Below are 16,688 nucleotides of genomic sequence, written 5' to 3' on the forward strand. Positions count from 1 at the left end.
CATGGAAATAACCGGTATCGTTCACATAGTTGAACCAACACAGCAAGTAACAGATTCGTTTAAGAAGCGTGATCTGATCGTAAAGTATGCGGAAAACCCGCAATTTGAAGAATACATCAAATTTGAAGCTACACAGGATCGTGTGAACATATTCGATAGCCTGAGTGTAGGCGATTCGATAAAGGTAAGCTTCAACCTTAGAGGAAGACCTTGGACTAATAAGGACGGGGTTACTACTTACTTTAACTCATTAGTGGCATGGCGTGTGGATAAGTTATCGTCCGGAAGTGCTCCGACTCCGGAACCGTTCGACTTGGGCAGTTCGCCATCGGATGATGATGGGTTGCCCTTTTGACCTAACAAATAGGATTGATCAACCCCACCAAAACCTACACCTTCACGTACCTAGATAATATCCATTTCAGATATACTCATCGAGCTAAACAGGGCAAAGACTGGTTCCTGTACTTCAAGTTCGTTGCAGGTCGTGAAGGTGTATTCGGAGCAAAAGAAACAGAAGTAGAACAGAAATTAAAGCTTAACAGATGGAAAGAGATTACGCCGTAGAGTATGGGGTTAAGACTACCCCGTGCCCTATATCTGTTTTCGAACAAAAGTTCGGATACGGTACTATAAAGCACAGAAAGAACGGAGTTGAGGTACGGGTAAACGACCTCGATAAAGGCATAGAAACAGCTCGTAAGGTTATATTTCTTAATAACCTCCCATTAATGGTCAAACTGAGCGGTGATCTTGCCGTTATGAGAAGTTTCATGGTAGTACACAGGGAGGAAATATCATGAGCTACGAAGTAGATGTCGTGTTGATACGGACTGATATCGTCCGTATCACCGTTGAAAACCCGTTCGATGCTGACAAGAAGGCCAAGGATCTACTAAAGGATAGACCTGGTTATATAGTTGCTCAGTATGATATAGCCCCTACCCGAGAAGAGGTAGAGGAATTGTAAACCAAAAGATTAAAGGAAAATGAATAAAATTGAAAACACACCCGAGAACAAAGCTCGGTTCTTTGGTCTTTATTATATGCAACCTGTACTGAGTGGCAGTGATATGTGGAATACAGTTAATGGTTATTGCCTGAATATTATTCGCGCCCAAAATTATCACCTAGAACTCACCCATATATCGCAGATAACTGACGATGATGCTATTGAGTTAGCGCAAATATTAACAAGATGGGTTTGGAATTTAGACTTAGGTACAAAAGTGATAAAAGAATCTAATCAAATTACTGTTTATTATGATGCTTTAAATAATGGTTTTAAGCATAGAACAACTATATATGACGACTTCTTTTCACGAAACTATACTGGAGATCCTATACAACCATTTACAGGTGAAAGTTTTGATTACCTCCGATCAAAAGGCTATGCCTTAACTTGGATGGGGTTATCAGTTGAAGACCTAATTAATTATGGTTGGATAAAACTTAGGGAGGCCAGCCATGGATAAGCTAGAACTAAAGCACATAGCGCCTTATCTTCCGTATGGGTTGAAGGTTCAATACATTCACACTGGCGAAGTTGGAATTATTAGAAACCTTGTAGACATTGACGATTACTATACAATTAAAATAGGTATCGATTATAAGGATAGTGAACACATTTGGATGTTCAAACCCATCCTACGGCCTTTGTCAAGTTTGAAAAATGATATTGTTATAGATGGATTAAAATTCAATCCATTCCTAAGACTGTATAACCTGTTCTTGATTGAGGTCAGTGAAAATTTAGAAGTAGAGGTTAATATGAACAACATTATGGAAGGGTATTGTGTAGTAACTCAATTAATTTCATGGCACTTCGACGTCTTCGGTTTAATCGACCGAGGCCTCGCAGTAGAATCAACTAAACTGGAGGATTAATCATGAAAACTAAAATATTAGGCTACGACGAGGACGGATGTCCTATGTATCCTCTCAGCACTAAGCAGACTATTGTCACTTATGTATTACTGGCTTTAGGGCTGATACTGTTCAGTGGGGTTGTGGTTCTGGCGGTTAAAATGATGGGAGGGTGATACATGCAACCGATCAATTATCTCGACGGGTTTTCAGGCTATGGCGGTTTTCATTTGGGACTGGAGCGAGCGGGCTTCTTATTCGATAATGTTTACTACTCAGAAATAGACAAACACGCCATAGCCAATTATTCATACAATTTCAAAGACAGTATTTATGCAGGATCAATTGACACTATTTGCGAAGGAGGAATTGTCAGGGACATCGACCTCTTTACTTTCGGATGGCCTTGCCAGGATAACAGCATTGCTGGAAAACGCAAAGGACAGCGAGCAGGTACACGAAGCGGCTTATTGTTTGAGTCGGTTAAAATCCTCAACAATTTCAAACCTAGGTATTTCATTGCTGAAAACGTACTCGGGCTGCTCTCTGTCAACAAAGGAATTGATATCATTGAAAGCCTTGAAGTACTCGCCTACCTTAATGAAAATTGTCCACAATACGACATTGAAATGCAGCTTCTTAATACACGTTGGTTTTTACCCCAAAATAGAGAGCGGCTTTACTTTGTCGGACATCTTAGAGGACAAGGTGGACGAAAAGTATTTCCTATCGGAGAAGGCAGCGAGCAGGATTATAAAGTACAAGGACAATCAGGGGTTTCATGTTGCCTCACCACAAGATACGGGACAGCCCTCGGTCAAGGATCGTACATTATTGAACGTGAACTCGATGAAATACTCGTAGCATCGGCTACCAAATCAGGTTTTGAAATATGTAATGTAGGTGACAGCATAAATATGACTCTTCCAGATAGCAAAACTAGAAGGGGAAGAGTTGGTAAGGGCGTGTGTCAAACGCTTGACACTAAATGTAATCAAGCCGTATACTGCTACACAGAAAAGCGAACAGATGAGGCAAAGGCAATAAGAAGGGAAAACCAGAGAAACGGGCATGATTTCTCGCCAAGACGAGGAAAGTACCTAGCTCCTAGAACTGATGGCATGATGAATACTCTAACCACGTCGCCTACCAACGAACATATAATCAATTACGAAGGAAAGCTTAGAAAGCTAACACCTGTTGAGTGTGAGCGTTTACAGGGTTTGCCAGACGATTGGACAAAATTTGGTATGTATGGAGGCATAGTTAAACAAATGTCGGACAGCAAAAGATACAAATTATGTGGCAACGGGGTAAGTATCCCGGTAGTGGAATCGATTGCTAAAAAGTTAATCTTTAACTATGAAACTCACCCATAAACAATTAACACTACTAATATACCTCCTATGCGCTGTTATGGCTTTGATAATAGCGTTTGCGGGGGAGTTGGCACAAATGGCAGGAATTTAATATCTTAGCACCAATAAGTTTAGGTTGACTGCCCCTCCGATCTCCCAAAGTGACGAGGGGTTTACTGTAAATCATATGACTTTGGTTATTTTGTAAACCAAAAAATTTCCTCCAAAATCCTCGTGGCCGCTGACTTTTTCAAACTCATAATATCGGCAAAGGAACTCCTTAAAAGACTCTAAGTTTTCGAACACCTTTATACCGTTACTAATATTATAGAAATTCTTGTCAAAGACAACATGGTCTCCAACTGTTGCGCCAGGAGTTCCATGCAGCTCGACGTTACGTTTCATGTAACTAGGGTTGAAAGGATTTTGATACTTTTGATACAAATCCGACTGATCGTATGACATATATTGTTAGGTTCATAATCAGCCCCATTGCTGATTAATACAAAGCTAATCAGAAAAAGTGATGGAATGTTGTGACGATAAGACACCTAGAATATCTTACCTAAACATCAAATGACTTATGATTACTCGTATCTATTTAAAAAGGAAGTTTCGTATCATCAAAATAATCGAATATTGGATTTGGCAACACTCTTCTAGCTATAAACATTCCTCTAATGTCTAGATCTTTTCTATATGATAACAAAGCGTCTCTTGCCGCACAATAATGAGCACCGGTTGTGAGCACGTCGTCCACTAAAACAATAAATTTTCTTGCATTTCTCAGTAAATCTATATTGACAGTATAGTTGTCGAAAAGCTCCTGTATCGTAGGGCGTGAGTTCGATTCGTGGGACGGTTGTTTATTCTCCTTGCATGTCAAAATTTCCCTGAAATCAAAATTATAATGAAGAGATTTTATACCTTCTAAAACTTGCGACATTCTAGGGTCATACATTGGATCAGTCCTAATTTTGGATGGAGGTATGGGTATAAACGTATATTTGTTAATAATGTCTCCCGTGGAAATGAATTCGTTGAACAAGGAAATTGTCTTGTCTATGGCGTCAATCTTATATCTCCATTGAGGAGTACCTTGCCTATCCATACTTTTCTTAAAATTATGAATGTAGGAATAGTTTGGATTATTGTAATGCTGTTCACCCTTTCCAGATGGGTATTCTAAAAAATAATAACAATTACTGTCTTTAGTAATATAATGGTGATCTCCTTCGGTAAGCTCGTCAATTCTACCAATCAGCATGATCAGATGTTAAGATTGTTAACTATATCGCTAAAATCTACAACCCTTATTGCGCCTCTTTTTTCGTAGTACGATGGCCACGAAATGCTTTTATTTTCAAAACAACTGTTTAATATAAATAGCTTCCTGCCTTGTTGTAGAGCAGCTCTAGCCTGTATTAAGGTCCCCGACGTATCACTTGCCTCTACTATTATTGTAGCTTCTGTTATAGCCGACATAGTTTTATTTCGTTCTGGAAAGAACAGTCTATTGGACCTGTAGTCCTGACTTTCATATTTAATAAAAGGAACCTGACTGATAAGTAAATGTCTTTTTGCAATGTATTCCTGTAATTTATTATTTTCCTTTGGGTAAACCTGATTCAATGGGGTTCCGATAACAGCGATTGTTTCGCCGCCGTTAATAATTGCTGAAGTATGCGCAGCAGTATCAACCCCCTTAGCTAGACCCGACACTACTGTAAAACCGTTTTGAACTAATAGTTTCGCTATTTTTTCAGTTCGTTTGACACCTTCTGGAGTTGGATTCCTTGTGCCAACTATAGCTACAGACCTACTATAAATAAGATCGAGATTACCGGTATAATATAAAAGCTCCACCGGCTCCTTAGCATTCCTCAGTTTTGAAGGGTAGTTAATAGAGCCATTAATAAGGATATTAGGCCTATACCGGTTAACTTCCCTTAATTTGCTAATTGTATCTTTAACTTTTTGAAGATTCTTTTTGTACTGACTTTCATTTAGTAAATCAGTAGGTTTACTTCCTGGGGAATTCCTGAAAATTTCGGCTATCTTCTTAAAAGAGGCTTTATCACTTTCCCATAAGGTTTCATAAGCTGCAATCTCTTCAATCGGATTAACTATGCCTGTCATATGACGTCTATTCTAAGTTTTTCTAAGGAGTTTTCAAAAGTAATATAACGATTACTTTTTAACAAGAGTATACTCAAGTATACTCAAATATACTCAAATATACTATTATTGTGAAATAAATTCTTAGTTCCCATGACACCTCAAGAGCTAAAAGATTATTTTGACAAGAATCCGCCACCATTCGAAATTGATTGGAAGCCACATGCAAAGATCATAAACTCAAAACGCTTCCTGGACAATGCGTTTATGTGTATTTCAATTTTCAAGGGACCATACGAAAAGTGCCCTGATTACTGGCATCTGCTCGAGCTTTATAATGATATTACTCAAGGTAAGATAAAATAGACCAATAAGCCGATAAATATTGTTATCGGTCATTTACCCCATTAATTCCATAAAGTACATTTCTGTGCCTAGCGTAAATAACCTGAAATTCCAGTTCAAATGCTTCACACAATACTTCGACGAAGTCGGGTCGCCAGTCAGGTTGAACATTACATCTGGCTTCCCACTTACCGAATACCTTTTGAAACTGGTGTGATCGTCCGAGCTTATCGTCAAATACGAACACAGGAGTCCCGGCTAGGTTCCAGAAAATATACTTGACTTTCTTTTCCGTGCCTAAATATTCGAATTTAATCTCGCCCTTCGCCTGAAACATATTGCCAATATTTTTAGCAAAACTAAATAACAATTCCATATGTTTGCAAATAAAACTTGCATTATGGACTTGACTACTTTGAAACAGCTAAAGGAAATTTCCGACAAAATGAATGAAACGTTGAAAGCCGAACTGAGAAGACTCTTAGGGGATAGGATAGGAAACGTGTACACAGTATTCGAATATCATACGAAAGACGGCCTCATGAGGGGATATCCGTTAGATGAGGGTATGAAAGAGCTTAAAAAGCACGGAGGTATACGGGAGATTGATAACCCCGATTTCTAGGGCACATCAACGGTAAATTAGTGCATATCCCAATTGTTCGGAATGATTATTTTATGATTGAGGAATGTCTCAAACGGGAGCTTCAATGCTTCGGTTATTGTAAGAATCGAATCGCCATAGACGTCTACCCAATAAAACTCTTCAAGAGGTACGATCATAGGAACCCACATGGGGTCATCTTCTGAGAACTGCCCTGGCGCATAAAGAAAAGTAACCCCCTTATCATACATGAGCTTAACAATATCCGGTGTAAGGTATTTAATCATATCCGGAAAACACTATATTAGCATAAAATGTTTACTGGTTATGTGCTATAATACCGCTACACCCAATTCTGCAGAACTCCGTAGATACCTTAAGGAGCTTCTTATCAAAGACTACCACATAGATAACGAGTTCGAGGAACGCTTCAATGCAGACGGATTCGCAAGACCTTTCCTTCCTACGGTGCTATCTGAGGCTCAGGACAGCATAAAACTATCTCAATGGAAACTTATACCCCATTGGGTTAAAACGGAAGCAGAAGCGAAGAAATACGCCAACACGTTGAACGCGGAGGGTGAGACTATTTTCGAAAAGGCCAGTTACCGCAGTTCCATCCCGAAGAGACGCGGCATATTATGGGTCAAGGGTTTCTACGAACCTCACAAGGTGCCAGGGGTTAAAGAGACAGAGAACTATTTCTGTTATAAAGAAGGAGGGATGATACCTATTGGTATTGTTTACTCTCCATGGACGGATCAGGACACCGGTGAAATAAAGAATACGTTTAGTGTAATAACCACCAAAGCCAACCCGCAGTTTGAGGTTATCCATAACGAGAAAAAGCGCATGCCTCTCATTCTTGAACCGAAAGACTTCGATCAGTGGTTTAACACCAGGGAGCGCGGAGAAGTAGAGGAACTGATTAAACCTTGGGAAGGTGAATTGAACGCACATCAGGTGGTCAGGATAACGGCCATGCGCAACATAGATACCAACTACGCGGATATTCAGAAGCCCATAGGAAAAAGATGGGTGCACGGTGAAGGTCTTAAGGATAACGGATCGCTGTTCTAACCAGTATCACTCGTTTCATAATCGATACGCAACACCCCGATCTTAATGGTTGGGGTGTTTTGTTACCAGTCAAATTAATCTTTACAATGAAAATTTATACAACACTTATATACGCGGTATGTCCGCGTACAGGAGAGCTATTGACCTATGAGGGGCCATACATCAAAGCAATCTCCGAATCCGACGCAAGACGAATATTGGACAGTACAGGCCGTGGATATTGCCACGTAAGCGATATTCTAGATTCGGAGGTAGACGAACATACCGGTAAAACTACCATATACCACAACAATAATTAATATTCCATATGGAATAAATGGAATAATTGTGTTACCTTTGTGATGTAATCCTAACATAGCGATATGACCGCATTACAGATACTTTCAGAGATGGAACGGCAAGACAGGATACGTAAGGCTCCTTCAATGCCACCGAACTACATTATAGCAACCAAATTTAAAGACAGCTCGGCAAACGAACTGACTAAGTCCATAATCAAGTTCATTCAGCTTAACGGTGGGCAGGCAGAACGGATCAATACCATGGGCCGTGTCGTCGATAAGCGAAAGAAATTTAAGGACGTCCTTGGTTTCACACGTACTATCGGTTCGGTTGAATGGCAGAAGGGAACGGGAACGAAGGGCAGCGCGGACATTTCGGCAACGATAAAAGGAAGGTCTGTTAAAATAGAGGTGAAGTTTGGTAAGGACGTACAATCAGAGGCCCAACGTCAGTATCAGGAATCGGTTGAGCGTTCAGGCGGGATTTACTACATAGCTAAGGATTTTGAATCATTTTATAGGTGGTACAATGAACAGTTCTCTTAAAAAAATGGTCAGGGAGTCAGGTTTTAAAATTGGATTTCTTGCCAAGAAAATAGGCGTTTCAGGCTCTATGTTGTCGATGTGCCTAAGTGGAGACAGAAACCTTTCCGAGGACAAGGAAAAGGCTTTAAAGGATTTTTTAATGAAAATACCCGCGTAGGATTTTTTGTCTATGAACCGTGAAAAAAATATAACAGCATGGAAGTCAAACACCTAATAAACAACATTGCCTCGTCGGCCAAGGAGTCCAAATCGCTTTCGGACCTTATTGACGAAGCTCTAATTCCGCAGGGTGTTGATATCCCTAAACCTGAAAGTATCCTGGAACTTAACGGAATACCTGTTTTTACAAAGAAGTCTATAAGTACGTTGGTCGGCAAAGCCAAGTCGGGTAAAACAACAGTAACATCATGGCTTGCCTCGAGATCCATATCAAACCTTAAGGTGTTGTGGGTTGACACCGAGCAGGGGCAGTATTATGCCAGCCGTACACAACATTGGATACTTTTGATGGCCGGAATGACTACATCTGAGAATCTTAAGTTTTACGATCTAAAGATACATAACCCTAACAAGAGGGTAGAGATGATCCAGGTTCTTATTGAAGAGTATAAACCTGATATTGTTATCATTGACGGGATACGTGATCTCGTTTTCGATATAAACAGCCCTGAAGAGGCGACTCTCATGTTGGGAGACCTTATGAGATGGGCCGAGGAATTTAATTGTCACATACTTAGCATCCTGCACCTGAACAAGGGTAATGACTCGGCGCGAGGACATTTAGGCACCGAAATGATAAATAAGTCTGAAACAGTAATGAAAGTTGAACTTGAGGAAGACAAACGACTTATTGTGTGCAGTCCGGAATACACCCGATCAGAACCTTTTCAATCGTTCGCTTTCGATCGGGATGACAGAGGTATTCCACAGATTGTAGACGGGTTTTCAGGAAAAATAACAACGAAGGCCGGAGATAACAGGAGCAGACAAATAAACCCTTCCGATTACGAACTATCGGTTCACAAAGAGATAATATCCCAAGCGTTCAAAGGTTCAGAAAGTTTAAGTTACGGGGAGTTGCAGAACGCCATTATTGTAGCCTGTGAGCTTTATGATATGCCTATCGGAGTTGGAAAAAGCAAGGTATTTATACAGCATTATCTGCAACAAGAAATAGTATTGAAAATCGGGAAAGATGGCAAAAAATCTATGTATATACCAAAACAATAAACGGTTCAAAAACCGCTTTGAATGTATAAAGAACGTGGTATGGGTCAAGTCGTACCACGTTACGTGGTATGGGCAGATTGAGTATGCCATACCACGTTATATAAAAAATACTAAAAATCGCCTTTTAATGCTAATTAAACGTGGTACGAGTAAACGTGGTACGCCCATACCACGTAACAAAAACCATGTTATTAAAACGTGGTATGGGATGGGGTTATCCCTATATATAAGGGATAACCCATACCACGTTCTTAATGGTCGCTATTTTTTTTACAGTTTATGAAAAAATTTAAGTACGAATTGGACAGGTCAAGTAAGAAGTTTATATGCCCTTCATGTGATAAGAAAACTTTCGTTCGATACAAGGATGTTGAGGGTAACTATATAACTGATGAAACCTTCGGAAGGTGTGATCGTGAGGTTAACTGCGGATACTTGAAATATCCTACTGACAAAGATGACTATGTTTTCGTTCCACCTGTCAGGAATGCGGAGCCGCCACCTTCATATATTGACAGAGCAGATGTAGACGAAACATTGCAGGACTACTATCTTAACCCGTTATGCCAACACCTGGTCCAAAAGATCGGAGAGGCAGGTGTCATAAGAATGGTCGAGACGTACAGGTTCGGAATAGACAGACTGACGATTTCCAATAGAGATTGGGTTGTATTTTGGCAATACGACGTTAAAGGTAAGATAAGATCGGGAAAGATGATCAAGTACGATAACAACGGTCATAGGGATAAGGCGTTCCCTTGCACATGGTTTCATAAATGCAAGGATAAATATTCGGAATTCAACTTAAAGCAATGTTTATACGGAGAACATCTGCTTGCTATTGATCCAAGGAAACCGGTTGCGATTGTGGAAAGTGAAAAAACAGCCGTTATAGCCTCTCATTTTATCCCAGAGTATGTCTGGTTAGCATGCGGCTCAAAAACCGGGCTGAGCGCGTCTAAATTGTCTGCATTACGAAACAGAAACGTAACATTGTTCCCTGATTTGGGTGCGTACGATGAATGGAAGATAAAAGCAAGAGAATTCTCGTTCAATGTCTCAGACCATATTGAAAAAATAGCAACCGATGACGATAGAGGTAAAGGTCTTGACTTAGCAGATTTTTTATTGCGATGAAAACACTACTACTTATCCTGTTTGCTCTAGGAGTGATCGGATGCGCCAAAGATGAATGGCAAAATTATGAGATGATAACCGTACAATTAGTGTCGGGAGATACAGTGTCGGTTGAAATGGTCGGAATTACCCCTAAATTCCTAACACAGGACAATAATAGCACTACGGTAATGGTTTTGTACGGTAGGGAAATAAAAGTGTCTAATATCGGCTTAAATGAAGCCATTGTACTTGTTAGGTCTGAACTAATCACGTTGAGGGGAGGTGAAGAGTTTATGACTAAAGGAAAAAAATTTGTGGATTAATATTCTATATAGTATTTTTGGAATAAAATAGTTGTCGTTGTATGTACACCGAAGAGGAAAAAAATCAGAAGTTCGAAGAGATATGCCAACGAATTGAGCAGGGTGAGGCTCTTAGAAATATTTTGCGTTACGGCAATCCTCCATTGAGTCAGACTGTTTTCTACGATATGTTGAAACAGGAAGATAAAAATGTACGCTACGCGCGCGCGAGGGAGATTTATGCCGAGCAAATGTTTGAGGAAATAATCGAGATAGCCGACGAGCGTAACGCTGACGTTAACATTGGCGACGACGGTAAGATGTACGTGGATGGTGAAGCTATTCAACGGTCTAGGCTGAGAGTTGACACCAGGAAGTGGATGCTGTCTAAGTTAATGCCTAAGAAGTATGGAGATAAGCTTGAAGTCGACCAGAAGGCAGACGTTACTTTTACTTGGAACGAACAGAAAACCTATGAAGCTAACGAAAAAACAGACTAAGGCGTTAGATTATCTTGAAGATGATGTAACTAACGAGCTTGTCTTCGGCGGAGGTGCCGGAGGAGCTAAGTCTGTTTTGGGGTGCTATTGGTCAGCTAAGATGTGCATGAAGTACCCTGGAGTTAGAGGTGTTATAGGTCGTGCCGTACTTAAGACGTTACGCGAAACTACATTGAATAGCTTCTTTTGGGCTATGAGTCAACAGGGCTTGATAAATGGTCACCATTACAAATACAATGCCCAAACCAACGTTATCAGCTTCATTACAGGGAGCGAAATATTACTGAAGGACCTGTACAGCTATCCGTCCGATCCTAATTTCGACGAACTTGGTTCATTGGAGATAACATTCGCGTTCGTTGACGAGTGCAATCAGGTAACTGAGAAAGCATGGAACATTCTTAAGTCTCGTATACGTTACCGTCTTGACGAGTACGGCTTAATACCAAAGATATTGGGGACGTGCAACCCGGCAAAGAATTGGGTATACTCTAACTTCTATAAACCATCAAGGGATGGCAATATAGCTGCCAATAAGCAGTTCGTACAATCATTGCTATCAGACAACCCTTTCATATCAAAGCATTATAAAGACAACCTCTTATCTCTTGATAAGAACAGTAAAGAACGTCTGCTACACGGAAACTGGGAATACGACGACGACCCATCAGCATTGATGACGATCGATAAAATCAATGATATTTTCACAAATGACTTTGTGCCGGAAGGAGATAAGTATATCACCGCCGATATTGCCCGTTTCGGAAGCGATAGCAGTACAATAGTGTTTTGGAAAGGCCTAAGAGCGGAGCGTATTGTACAGCTTAAGAAGAAAAAGACAACAGATGTTGCAGAGATGATCAATGGTATGCGCAAAATGTACGGTGTTCCTATGTCAAATGTTATTTGCGATGAGGATGGAGTCGGAGGAGGCGTTGTAGATCAGTTAGGATGTGAAGGGTTTGTAAACAATTCAACTGCCTTAGAGGGGGAAAACTTCGCTAATTTAAAATCACAGTGCTACTTTAAGCTTGCTGACTTGGTTAACAGCAACAGTATTTTCGTTAATACCGACGATCCTACAATTAAAGAGCAGCTAGTAGAAGAGCTTGAGCAGGTGAAGCAAAAGGATATGGATAAGGACGGAAAGAAGGCTATTATACCTAAAGATAAGGTAAAAGAGCTTATAGGTAGATCACCGGACCTTTCCGACGCTCTTATGATGAGAATGTATTTTGAAATAGGCTACGAGGAAATAGTTGTCCTGTAGCAAAAGCTATATTTAACAGGCCGAAGGGCCATTATTCACTGACGAGATGTTAGAGAAATTCAGAACGAAGGCCGCTTTATGGCTGGCCTCAGACACAATCAGAAAGGGTGTCAATTTAGTAAATCAAGCCTTCTTAGGCTATTTGCAGAACGGGCAGGTCCAATGGCTGTTCGGTAACAGAAGCAGAATAGTAGAGGAAGGGTATATCGACAATGAGATCATATACTCAGTTATAAACGTAATCCTTCGTAAGGCAAAAGTCGCTCCGATAGTTGCCAACAGGATAAAGAACGGAAAACGGTACATAAAGTACACTCAGTACAAGGGATATGGCACGGATCAGGCTCAGGCTACCGCTAATATAGAGAAGCGCAAAGCTCTTGACGAGGTCGAAAACCACGAGTTATTGGATCTACTGGATAAGCCCAACAGTTACCAGTCAGGAGTTGAGTTCATAGAGGCACTGTTCGGATTCCGCAAGCTGTTGGGTGAGGCTTTCATATGGGGACTTCGTATAGGCTATGATAGCCCGAATGCCGGCAAGTATTCAGAGCTACACGTGCTGCCGTCTCACCTTGTAGAGATCGTATGGTCAGGAGACGTAAACGACCCTATTGCAGGATATAAGTTCAGTGTAGGCGATTATCAGGTTCAGCTTGACAAAGATGATGTGCTTCACTGGAAGTCATGGAACCCTCAATGGGATATGAACGGATCGCACCTTCGAGGTCTGTCACCGTTAAGACCTGGTCGCAAGACCCTGACCCGTAACAACTCAAACATCGAACTACAGACACGAGGTTTCCAGAACGGAGGCCGTGTAACATTGCTCAGCAAGGACGGTGAAGGCAAACTTCCTACTGAGGTTCTGAGCGCAATACAGGCTAAGGTTGAAGAATGGATGATGCCTCACAACAATAGGGCAACGATAGCTACCAACGGATCGCTTAAGGCTACTCCGATAGGAGATACCCCTGCTGATCTTCAGATGATCGAATCATATGGAGCAGATAGAAGCGCTATGTGCGCGTTATTCGGGGTTGACCCTATATTGTTGGGTGATAAGTCTAGAAGCAGCTACAACAATCAGGAACAGGCATACAAGGCTCTTGTTACCAACGTTGTGGTTCCTGACCTCAATGAGCTTGCCATGAAGCTTACCAACTGGCTATGTCCTCGATATGACGGTGTAGACGTATTGGAGTTCGATACATCGGTGTACCCGGAACTTCAACCTGACCTTAAGCTTATGAAGGAAGTGTTCGCAGATACATGGCAGGTAACAGGTAATGAATTCAGGTGGGCCATAGGATGGGATGAAGATCCTGATCCTAACATGAACAGGCATATCATAGGAACCGGTAAGATGTTCCTTGATGATATGGCAATGGATGGACCGATTGAGGATGAGGGGGATTATACACGGGAGGAAGGTAACTAATGCCCCGTATCTCCACATATCGACTATGGCTTGATTACCAAAGCAGACAGCGCACATATGAACGTAGGGTTGCTCCTATATTCAATCGTGCTCTAAAGGCTCAGGCGCAGGAGGCGATCGCCTACATGGATAAGTACGGGTGGGAGACGCTTGAGATGATGGCGCCTATTGTTGTAACACCCGATCCAATTAGAGCCGCTATGAGGCAATCTTACCGTTACATATACTCCAGTGCCGCAGGGCAGGAGATGTTGCGACTCAGACGAGAGGAACAGGGATTGAAAGCAGGCATATGGGAAACATTCAGGAACATATGGCGAGAACTGGCGGACGAGTTCGTATTGTCAGAGCTAGGCCAACGTATAACTGATATTACCGAGACAACCAGAAGGCGTATCGTTGAGGTCATACAGCGCAACAGAACGCAGGGTGGCGAAGAGATTGGAAGGCGAATAAGGCAAGAGCTACAGGAGTCATCATTCACCCGTAACCGATCTGTGCTCATAGCGAGAACCGAAAGCACTACAGCAGCAAACGAGGGGCACAAAACAGGGGCTAAACAATGGGCTGCTGATGCAGGAGTAACACTTTACAAGGCGTGGATAGCTACAAGAGATAGCCGGACACGGGATGCTCATAGGGCAATGATCGATTCGCAGCCTATTCTTGAAACGGATGAGTTCACAGTAGGAGGTCAGCTGATGGATAAGCCAGGAGACCCTAAAGGCGGTGCAAGAAACGTGTGCAACTGTAGGTGCAGGGTGTTCTATATGAGCGAACGAAAGGCTATTAGAGACTTCGGATTAAAAATATAAAATATTCTATATGGAATATTTGGAATAATCGAAAATAGTGCTTTCCTTTGTATTGTAAATCAATTGCGTCCGCTACCGCACTAAAAGAAATTAGTAACCCATGTTTGAGGGGATGGAGTAGCGGCCTGAACCTCGGACATGGGTTTTTTAGTTAATATGAAAAAAGACACGTCACCATCTGCATTATTATTGGCACTTATAGCTGTAGTGCCAATCACTTTATTGAACGCACACATAATACTTGACATAGTTAAGTTATATGAAATTCCAGTACAGTTAACACGAGGTCATGTAATAGGAGGATTTCTTATAATATCCATCGTTAAACTGAAACCCAAAAGTGAAAACGCATGGGCTGGTGAAAAAGCGCTTTCTGAGGTAATGAAATCATTAGCCACGTTAGTCTTTGCGGCTTTGTTTATATGGGGAATGGCCTACGTTTTCACTTTTGTATTGTAAAAATCTCCCTTAACGGGGATTAAACAACTCAAAAATGGCCACCTGTCGACCATTAGGCAGGTGGTTTTTAAAAGTAAGATTATGGAAAATTTCAAAGGAACAAAAGGGAGCGATTTAACTTACCCTTTATCAACAGAAGAACTTTCAGATAGGTTTTATGATGGAGTTGAGCTTCAAGCAGGGTTAACCAAACGCGAATACTTCGCTGCTATGGCTTTGCAGGGTCTGTGCGCTAATCCTGAGTATGTAGACTGGAGTGATGAAAAAGTTAGTAGAATGGCTGTAGGCGAGGCTGACAGATTAATCGAAGCATTAAACAAGTAACAAACCTCCACCGCAAGGGTGGGTAAGTAAAAGAAAGATGGATAATAATAAGTTTATTAGTTTTTTAGACCAACAGCCTAATCAATTTACGTCCTTACTAGTTAAGCTAGAAGATGGCAGTATAACAAGAGGGTATTACGTTCAATGGTCAAATACCATATACCTAGCTTTTGGGTCTAATAAAAGTCAGGCAATTGAATGGAAATATTTAAATTAAAATTTTAACCATGAACCAAGAAAAATCATCATTAAATAATAATTACAGGCAAAAAATTGATGAGAGGGCTGAACTATTTGATGGACATGAAAAAACAGTATATAAGTGTGGTTATAAGGATGGATTTATAGACTGTGAAGAATACACCGCTCCCCTCCGCGAAGAGCTAGAGAAGTTGAGGGCGGAGAATGATAGGTTGAAAGCCGTAAATATTTCATTAGAAAAAACTATTGAAAATATGGCATACCTCGAAATGGATACAGATAGGCAGTCTGGTCAACTAATAATTGAGAACGCACAATACAAAGAAGCTTTGGAGCTTGTAAAGTTAGATCTAGAGGAACGAGGTAAAGAGTATTGGGATATTTATAAAATAGCCAAAGAAGCACTGAAAGGAGGTCAAGGTGAAAAGGGAAATAAAATTTAGGGGTAAGACCTATAGCGGCGAGTGGGTATATGGCGACCTCAAACGTGTAAACGATAATAGAAGGGGTGGTGAGTTTTACTACATATGGGTAGATACAAATGACGTTGAGGATGAAGGTAAATATGTTCGAATAGACAGTGAAACAGTCGGCCAGTTCACAGGATTGAAAGATAAGAACGGGAAGGATATTTATGAGGGGGATATAGGTCTTCATGGAGAAAGCAAACGATTTGTAGAGTACCGTTGGTCAAATTTCACTTTGACAGATATGGGAAAGAATAATACAATTCTGCTTTCATTCTCTCCTGACTTTAAAATAATAGACAACATCCACGACAATCCTGAATTTTTGAAAGGAGGTTCGGATGAGTGATATAACGCTAAGA

The 16,688-nt window shown here is 41.0% G+C and carries 28 protein-coding genes; 22 read left to right on the forward strand and 6 right to left on the reverse strand.

Going from position 1 to position 16,688, the window contains the following annotated elements; genetic code table 11:
- Nucleotide 1 precedes the first annotated feature (1 nt).
- The 7 genes from FKG96_RS09855 to FKG96_RS09880 all read left to right on the forward strand — a co-directional run bounded on the left by FKG96_RS09855 (nt 2) and on the right by FKG96_RS09880 (nt 3,245).
- Nucleotides 2–355 (forward strand): DUF3127 domain-containing protein, encoded by a 354-nt coding sequence (locus FKG96_RS09855; protein WP_149105411.1) that lies wholly within the window; start codon nt 2–4, stop codon nt 353–355.
- A gap of 14 nt (nt 356–369) precedes the next feature.
- Nucleotides 370–567 carry a hypothetical protein gene (locus tag FKG96_RS09860; RefSeq protein WP_149105412.1) on the forward strand — a complete coding sequence of 66 codons (198 nt, stop codon included), beginning with the start codon at nt 370–372 and terminating at the stop codon, nt 565–567.
- On the forward strand, nt 546–803 hold the full coding sequence (locus FKG96_RS09865; RefSeq protein WP_149105413.1) for a hypothetical protein: 258 nt from the start codon (nt 546–548) through the stop codon (nt 801–803). Before FKG96_RS09860 ends, FKG96_RS09865 begins: the two co-directional genes overlap by 22 nt.
- Entirely contained in the window at nt 800–970 is a 171-nt protein-coding gene (locus tag FKG96_RS26730) for a hypothetical protein (protein ID WP_168204548.1), read from the forward strand. Before FKG96_RS09865 ends, FKG96_RS26730 begins: the two co-directional genes overlap by 4 nt.
- 19 nt (nt 971–989) lie before the next feature.
- A complete protein-coding gene (locus tag FKG96_RS09870) occupies nt 990–1,475 on the forward strand; it encodes a hypothetical protein (protein WP_149105414.1) in 486 nt (161 codons plus the stop codon).
- On the forward strand, nt 1,468–1,887 hold the full coding sequence (locus FKG96_RS09875) for a hypothetical protein (RefSeq protein ID WP_149105415.1): 420 nt from the start codon (nt 1,468–1,470) through the stop codon (nt 1,885–1,887). The genes FKG96_RS09870 and FKG96_RS09875 overlap by 8 nt, the downstream gene beginning before the upstream one ends.
- A 158-nt stretch (nt 1,888–2,045) precedes the next feature.
- A complete protein-coding gene (locus tag FKG96_RS09880) occupies nt 2,046–3,245 on the forward strand; it encodes a DNA cytosine methyltransferase (protein WP_149105416.1) in 1,200 nt (399 codons plus the stop codon).
- A 162-nt stretch (nt 3,246–3,407) separates the two neighbouring features.
- On the opposite strand, the gene FKG96_RS09885 is transcribed toward FKG96_RS09880, so the two are convergent.
- The 3 genes from FKG96_RS09885 to FKG96_RS09895 form a co-directional block, all read right to left on the reverse strand.
- Complete coding sequence (locus FKG96_RS09885; protein WP_149105417.1) at nt 3,408–3,629, reverse strand: hypothetical protein; 222 nt, start codon at nt 3,627–3,629, stop codon at nt 3,408–3,410.
- A gap of 196 nt (nt 3,630–3,825) precedes the next feature.
- On the reverse strand, nt 3,826–4,491 hold the full coding sequence (locus FKG96_RS09890) for a hypothetical protein (RefSeq protein ID WP_149105418.1): 666 nt from the start codon (nt 4,489–4,491) through the stop codon (nt 3,826–3,828).
- Between the two features lie 2 nt (nt 4,492–4,493).
- Entirely contained in the window at nt 4,494–5,363 is an 870-nt protein-coding gene (locus FKG96_RS09895; RefSeq protein ID WP_149105419.1) for a DNA-processing protein DprA, read from the reverse strand.
- Nucleotides 5,364–5,495: 132 nt separating this feature from the next.
- On the opposite strand from FKG96_RS09895, the gene FKG96_RS27215 reads away from it, so the two are divergent.
- Nucleotides 5,496–5,708, forward strand: a complete 213-nt coding sequence (locus FKG96_RS27215) for a hypothetical protein (protein WP_149105420.1) — start codon at nt 5,496–5,498, stop codon at nt 5,706–5,708.
- A gap of 22 nt (nt 5,709–5,730) precedes the next feature.
- Here the strand turns inward: FKG96_RS27215 and FKG96_RS09905 are convergent, their stop codons facing one another.
- Nucleotides 5,731–6,063, reverse strand: coding sequence for a hypothetical protein (locus FKG96_RS09905; protein ID WP_149105421.1), 333 nt, complete (start codon nt 6,061–6,063; stop codon nt 5,731–5,733).
- A gap of 24 nt (nt 6,064–6,087) precedes the next feature.
- Between FKG96_RS09905 and FKG96_RS09910 the strand changes: the two genes are divergently transcribed.
- On the forward strand, nt 6,088–6,312 hold the full coding sequence (locus tag FKG96_RS09910) for a hypothetical protein (RefSeq protein WP_149105422.1): 225 nt from the start codon (nt 6,088–6,090) through the stop codon (nt 6,310–6,312).
- Nucleotides 6,313–6,329: 17 nt separating this feature from the next.
- Here FKG96_RS09910 and FKG96_RS09915 read toward each other — a convergent pair whose 3' ends face one another.
- On the reverse strand, nt 6,330–6,578 hold the full coding sequence (locus FKG96_RS09915; protein WP_168204549.1) for a hypothetical protein: 249 nt from the start codon (nt 6,576–6,578) through the stop codon (nt 6,330–6,332).
- Nucleotides 6,579–6,618: 40 nt separating this feature from the next.
- Between FKG96_RS09915 and FKG96_RS09920 the strand changes: the two genes are divergently transcribed.
- From FKG96_RS09920 to FKG96_RS09965, 10 genes are all read left to right on the forward strand, one after another.
- Nucleotides 6,619–7,371, forward strand: coding sequence for an SOS response-associated peptidase (locus FKG96_RS09920; protein ID WP_168204550.1), 753 nt, complete (start codon nt 6,619–6,621; stop codon nt 7,369–7,371).
- 86 nt (nt 7,372–7,457) lie between these two features.
- The gene (locus FKG96_RS09925; RefSeq protein ID WP_149105425.1) at nt 7,458–7,670 is read left to right on the forward strand and encodes a hypothetical protein; all 213 of its coding nucleotides are present in this window, start codon (nt 7,458–7,460) and stop codon (nt 7,668–7,670) included.
- A 63-nt stretch (nt 7,671–7,733) separates the two neighbouring features.
- Nucleotides 7,734–8,198 carry a hypothetical protein gene (locus FKG96_RS09930; RefSeq protein ID WP_149105426.1) on the forward strand — a complete coding sequence of 155 codons (465 nt, stop codon included), beginning with the start codon at nt 7,734–7,736 and terminating at the stop codon, nt 8,196–8,198.
- 195 nt (nt 8,199–8,393) lie between these two features.
- The gene (locus FKG96_RS09935; protein ID WP_149105427.1) at nt 8,394–9,428 is read left to right on the forward strand and encodes an AAA family ATPase; all 1,035 of its coding nucleotides are present in this window, start codon (nt 8,394–8,396) and stop codon (nt 9,426–9,428) included.
- Between the two features lie 279 nt (nt 9,429–9,707).
- On the forward strand, nt 9,708–10,565 hold the full coding sequence (locus tag FKG96_RS09940; protein WP_149105428.1) for a DUF6371 domain-containing protein: 858 nt from the start codon (nt 9,708–9,710) through the stop codon (nt 10,563–10,565).
- Nucleotides 10,562–10,870 carry a hypothetical protein gene (locus FKG96_RS09945; RefSeq protein ID WP_149105429.1) on the forward strand — a complete coding sequence of 103 codons (309 nt, stop codon included), beginning with the start codon at nt 10,562–10,564 and terminating at the stop codon, nt 10,868–10,870. The genes FKG96_RS09940 and FKG96_RS09945 overlap by 4 nt, the downstream gene beginning before the upstream one ends.
- Before the next feature lie 41 nt (nt 10,871–10,911).
- Nucleotides 10,912–11,349 carry a terminase small subunit protein gene (locus FKG96_RS09950; RefSeq protein WP_149105430.1) on the forward strand — a complete coding sequence of 146 codons (438 nt, stop codon included), beginning with the start codon at nt 10,912–10,914 and terminating at the stop codon, nt 11,347–11,349.
- A complete protein-coding gene (locus FKG96_RS09955) occupies nt 11,324–12,619 on the forward strand; it encodes a phage terminase large subunit (protein ID WP_149105431.1) in 1,296 nt (431 codons plus the stop codon). The genes FKG96_RS09950 and FKG96_RS09955 overlap by 26 nt, the downstream gene beginning before the upstream one ends.
- Before the next feature lie 46 nt (nt 12,620–12,665).
- Nucleotides 12,666–14,060, forward strand: a complete 1,395-nt coding sequence (locus tag FKG96_RS09960; RefSeq protein ID WP_149105432.1) for a phage portal protein — start codon at nt 12,666–12,668, stop codon at nt 14,058–14,060.
- Nucleotides 14,060–14,875 carry a phage minor head protein gene (locus FKG96_RS09965; protein ID WP_149105433.1) on the forward strand — a complete coding sequence of 272 codons (816 nt, stop codon included), beginning with the start codon at nt 14,060–14,062 and terminating at the stop codon, nt 14,873–14,875. Before FKG96_RS09960 ends, FKG96_RS09965 begins: the two co-directional genes overlap by 1 nt.
- Before the next feature lie 80 nt (nt 14,876–14,955).
- On the opposite strand, the gene FKG96_RS26735 is transcribed toward FKG96_RS09965, so the two are convergent.
- Nucleotides 14,956–15,123 (reverse strand): hypothetical protein, encoded by a 168-nt coding sequence (locus FKG96_RS26735; RefSeq protein ID WP_168204551.1) that lies wholly within the window; start codon nt 15,121–15,123, stop codon nt 14,956–14,958.
- 292 nt (nt 15,124–15,415) lie between these two features.
- On the opposite strand from FKG96_RS26735, the gene FKG96_RS09970 reads away from it, so the two are divergent.
- The 3 genes from FKG96_RS09970 (at nt 15,416) to FKG96_RS09980 (ending at nt 16,675) form a co-directional block, all read left to right on the forward strand.
- Complete coding sequence (locus FKG96_RS09970) at nt 15,416–15,658, forward strand: hypothetical protein (RefSeq protein WP_149105434.1); 243 nt, start codon at nt 15,416–15,418, stop codon at nt 15,656–15,658.
- Between the two features lie 227 nt (nt 15,659–15,885).
- A complete protein-coding gene (locus FKG96_RS09975; RefSeq protein WP_149105435.1) occupies nt 15,886–16,302 on the forward strand; it encodes a hypothetical protein in 417 nt (138 codons plus the stop codon).
- Nucleotides 16,280–16,675: a YopX family protein gene (locus tag FKG96_RS09980; protein ID WP_149105436.1), complete on the forward strand. Its 396-nt coding sequence runs from the start codon at nt 16,280–16,282 to the stop codon at nt 16,673–16,675. The genes FKG96_RS09975 and FKG96_RS09980 overlap by 23 nt, the downstream gene beginning before the upstream one ends.
- Nucleotides 16,676–16,688 lie beyond the last annotated feature (13 nt).

This window comes from Olivibacter sp. LS-1 (genome assembly GCF_008245145.1).
GTDB lineage: Bacteria > Bacteroidota > Bacteroidia > Sphingobacteriales > Sphingobacteriaceae > Olivibacter > Olivibacter oleidegradans.

Excerpts from the sequence above, each read along its gene's own strand:
- FKG96_RS09975 (WP_149105435.1), top strand. The coding sequence starts at position 15,886 with ATGAACCAAGAAAAATCATCATTAAATAATAATTACAGGCAAAAAATT.
- FKG96_RS26735 (WP_168204551.1), bottom strand. The coding sequence starts at position 15,123 with ATGTCAAGTATTATGTGTGCGTTCAATAAAGTGATTGGCACTACAGCT.
- FKG96_RS09890 (WP_149105418.1), bottom strand. The coding sequence starts at position 4,491 with ATGCTGATTGGTAGAATTGACGAGCTTACCGAAGGAGATCACCATTAT.
- FKG96_RS09955 (WP_149105431.1), top strand. The coding sequence starts at position 11,324 with ATGAAGCTAACGAAAAAACAGACTAAGGCGTTAGATTATCTTGAAGAT.
- FKG96_RS09885 (WP_149105417.1), bottom strand. The coding sequence starts at position 3,629 with ATGAAACGTAACGTCGAGCTGCATGGAACTCCTGGCGCAACAGTTGGA.
- FKG96_RS09920 (WP_168204550.1), top strand. The coding sequence starts at position 6,619 with ATGTGCTATAATACCGCTACACCCAATTCTGCAGAACTCCGTAGATAC.
- FKG96_RS09895 (WP_149105419.1), bottom strand. The coding sequence starts at position 5,363 with ATGACAGGCATAGTTAATCCGATTGAAGAGATTGCAGCTTATGAAACC.
- FKG96_RS09960 (WP_149105432.1), top strand. The coding sequence starts at position 12,666 with ATGTTAGAGAAATTCAGAACGAAGGCCGCTTTATGGCTGGCCTCAGAC.
- FKG96_RS09910 (WP_149105422.1), top strand. The coding sequence starts at position 6,088 with ATGGACTTGACTACTTTGAAACAGCTAAAGGAAATTTCCGACAAAATG.
- FKG96_RS09940 (WP_149105428.1), top strand. The coding sequence starts at position 9,708 with ATGAAAAAATTTAAGTACGAATTGGACAGGTCAAGTAAGAAGTTTATA.
- FKG96_RS27215 (WP_149105420.1), top strand. The coding sequence starts at position 5,496 with ATGACACCTCAAGAGCTAAAAGATTATTTTGACAAGAATCCGCCACCA.
- FKG96_RS09970 (WP_149105434.1), top strand. The coding sequence starts at position 15,416 with ATGGAAAATTTCAAAGGAACAAAAGGGAGCGATTTAACTTACCCTTTA.
- FKG96_RS09905 (WP_149105421.1), bottom strand. The coding sequence starts at position 6,063 with ATGGAATTGTTATTTAGTTTTGCTAAAAATATTGGCAATATGTTTCAG.
- FKG96_RS09925 (WP_149105425.1), top strand. The coding sequence starts at position 7,458 with ATGAAAATTTATACAACACTTATATACGCGGTATGTCCGCGTACAGGA.
- FKG96_RS09930 (WP_149105426.1), top strand. The coding sequence starts at position 7,734 with ATGACCGCATTACAGATACTTTCAGAGATGGAACGGCAAGACAGGATA.
- FKG96_RS09935 (WP_149105427.1), top strand. The coding sequence starts at position 8,394 with ATGGAAGTCAAACACCTAATAAACAACATTGCCTCGTCGGCCAAGGAG.
- FKG96_RS26730 (WP_168204548.1), top strand. The coding sequence starts at position 800 with ATGAGCTACGAAGTAGATGTCGTGTTGATACGGACTGATATCGTCCGT.
- FKG96_RS09865 (WP_149105413.1), top strand. The coding sequence starts at position 546 with ATGGAAAGAGATTACGCCGTAGAGTATGGGGTTAAGACTACCCCGTGC.
- FKG96_RS09880 (WP_149105416.1), top strand. The coding sequence starts at position 2,046 with ATGCAACCGATCAATTATCTCGACGGGTTTTCAGGCTATGGCGGTTTT.
- FKG96_RS09965 (WP_149105433.1), top strand. The coding sequence starts at position 14,060 with ATGCCCCGTATCTCCACATATCGACTATGGCTTGATTACCAAAGCAGA.
- FKG96_RS09945 (WP_149105429.1), top strand. The coding sequence starts at position 10,562 with ATGAAAACACTACTACTTATCCTGTTTGCTCTAGGAGTGATCGGATGC.
- FKG96_RS09950 (WP_149105430.1), top strand. The coding sequence starts at position 10,912 with ATGTACACCGAAGAGGAAAAAAATCAGAAGTTCGAAGAGATATGCCAA.
- FKG96_RS09915 (WP_168204549.1), bottom strand. The coding sequence starts at position 6,578 with ATGATTAAATACCTTACACCGGATATTGTTAAGCTCATGTATGATAAG.
- FKG96_RS09875 (WP_149105415.1), top strand. The coding sequence starts at position 1,468 with ATGGATAAGCTAGAACTAAAGCACATAGCGCCTTATCTTCCGTATGGG.
- FKG96_RS09870 (WP_149105414.1), top strand. The coding sequence starts at position 990 with ATGAATAAAATTGAAAACACACCCGAGAACAAAGCTCGGTTCTTTGGT.
- FKG96_RS09855 (WP_149105411.1), top strand. The coding sequence starts at position 2 with ATGGAAATAACCGGTATCGTTCACATAGTTGAACCAACACAGCAAGTA.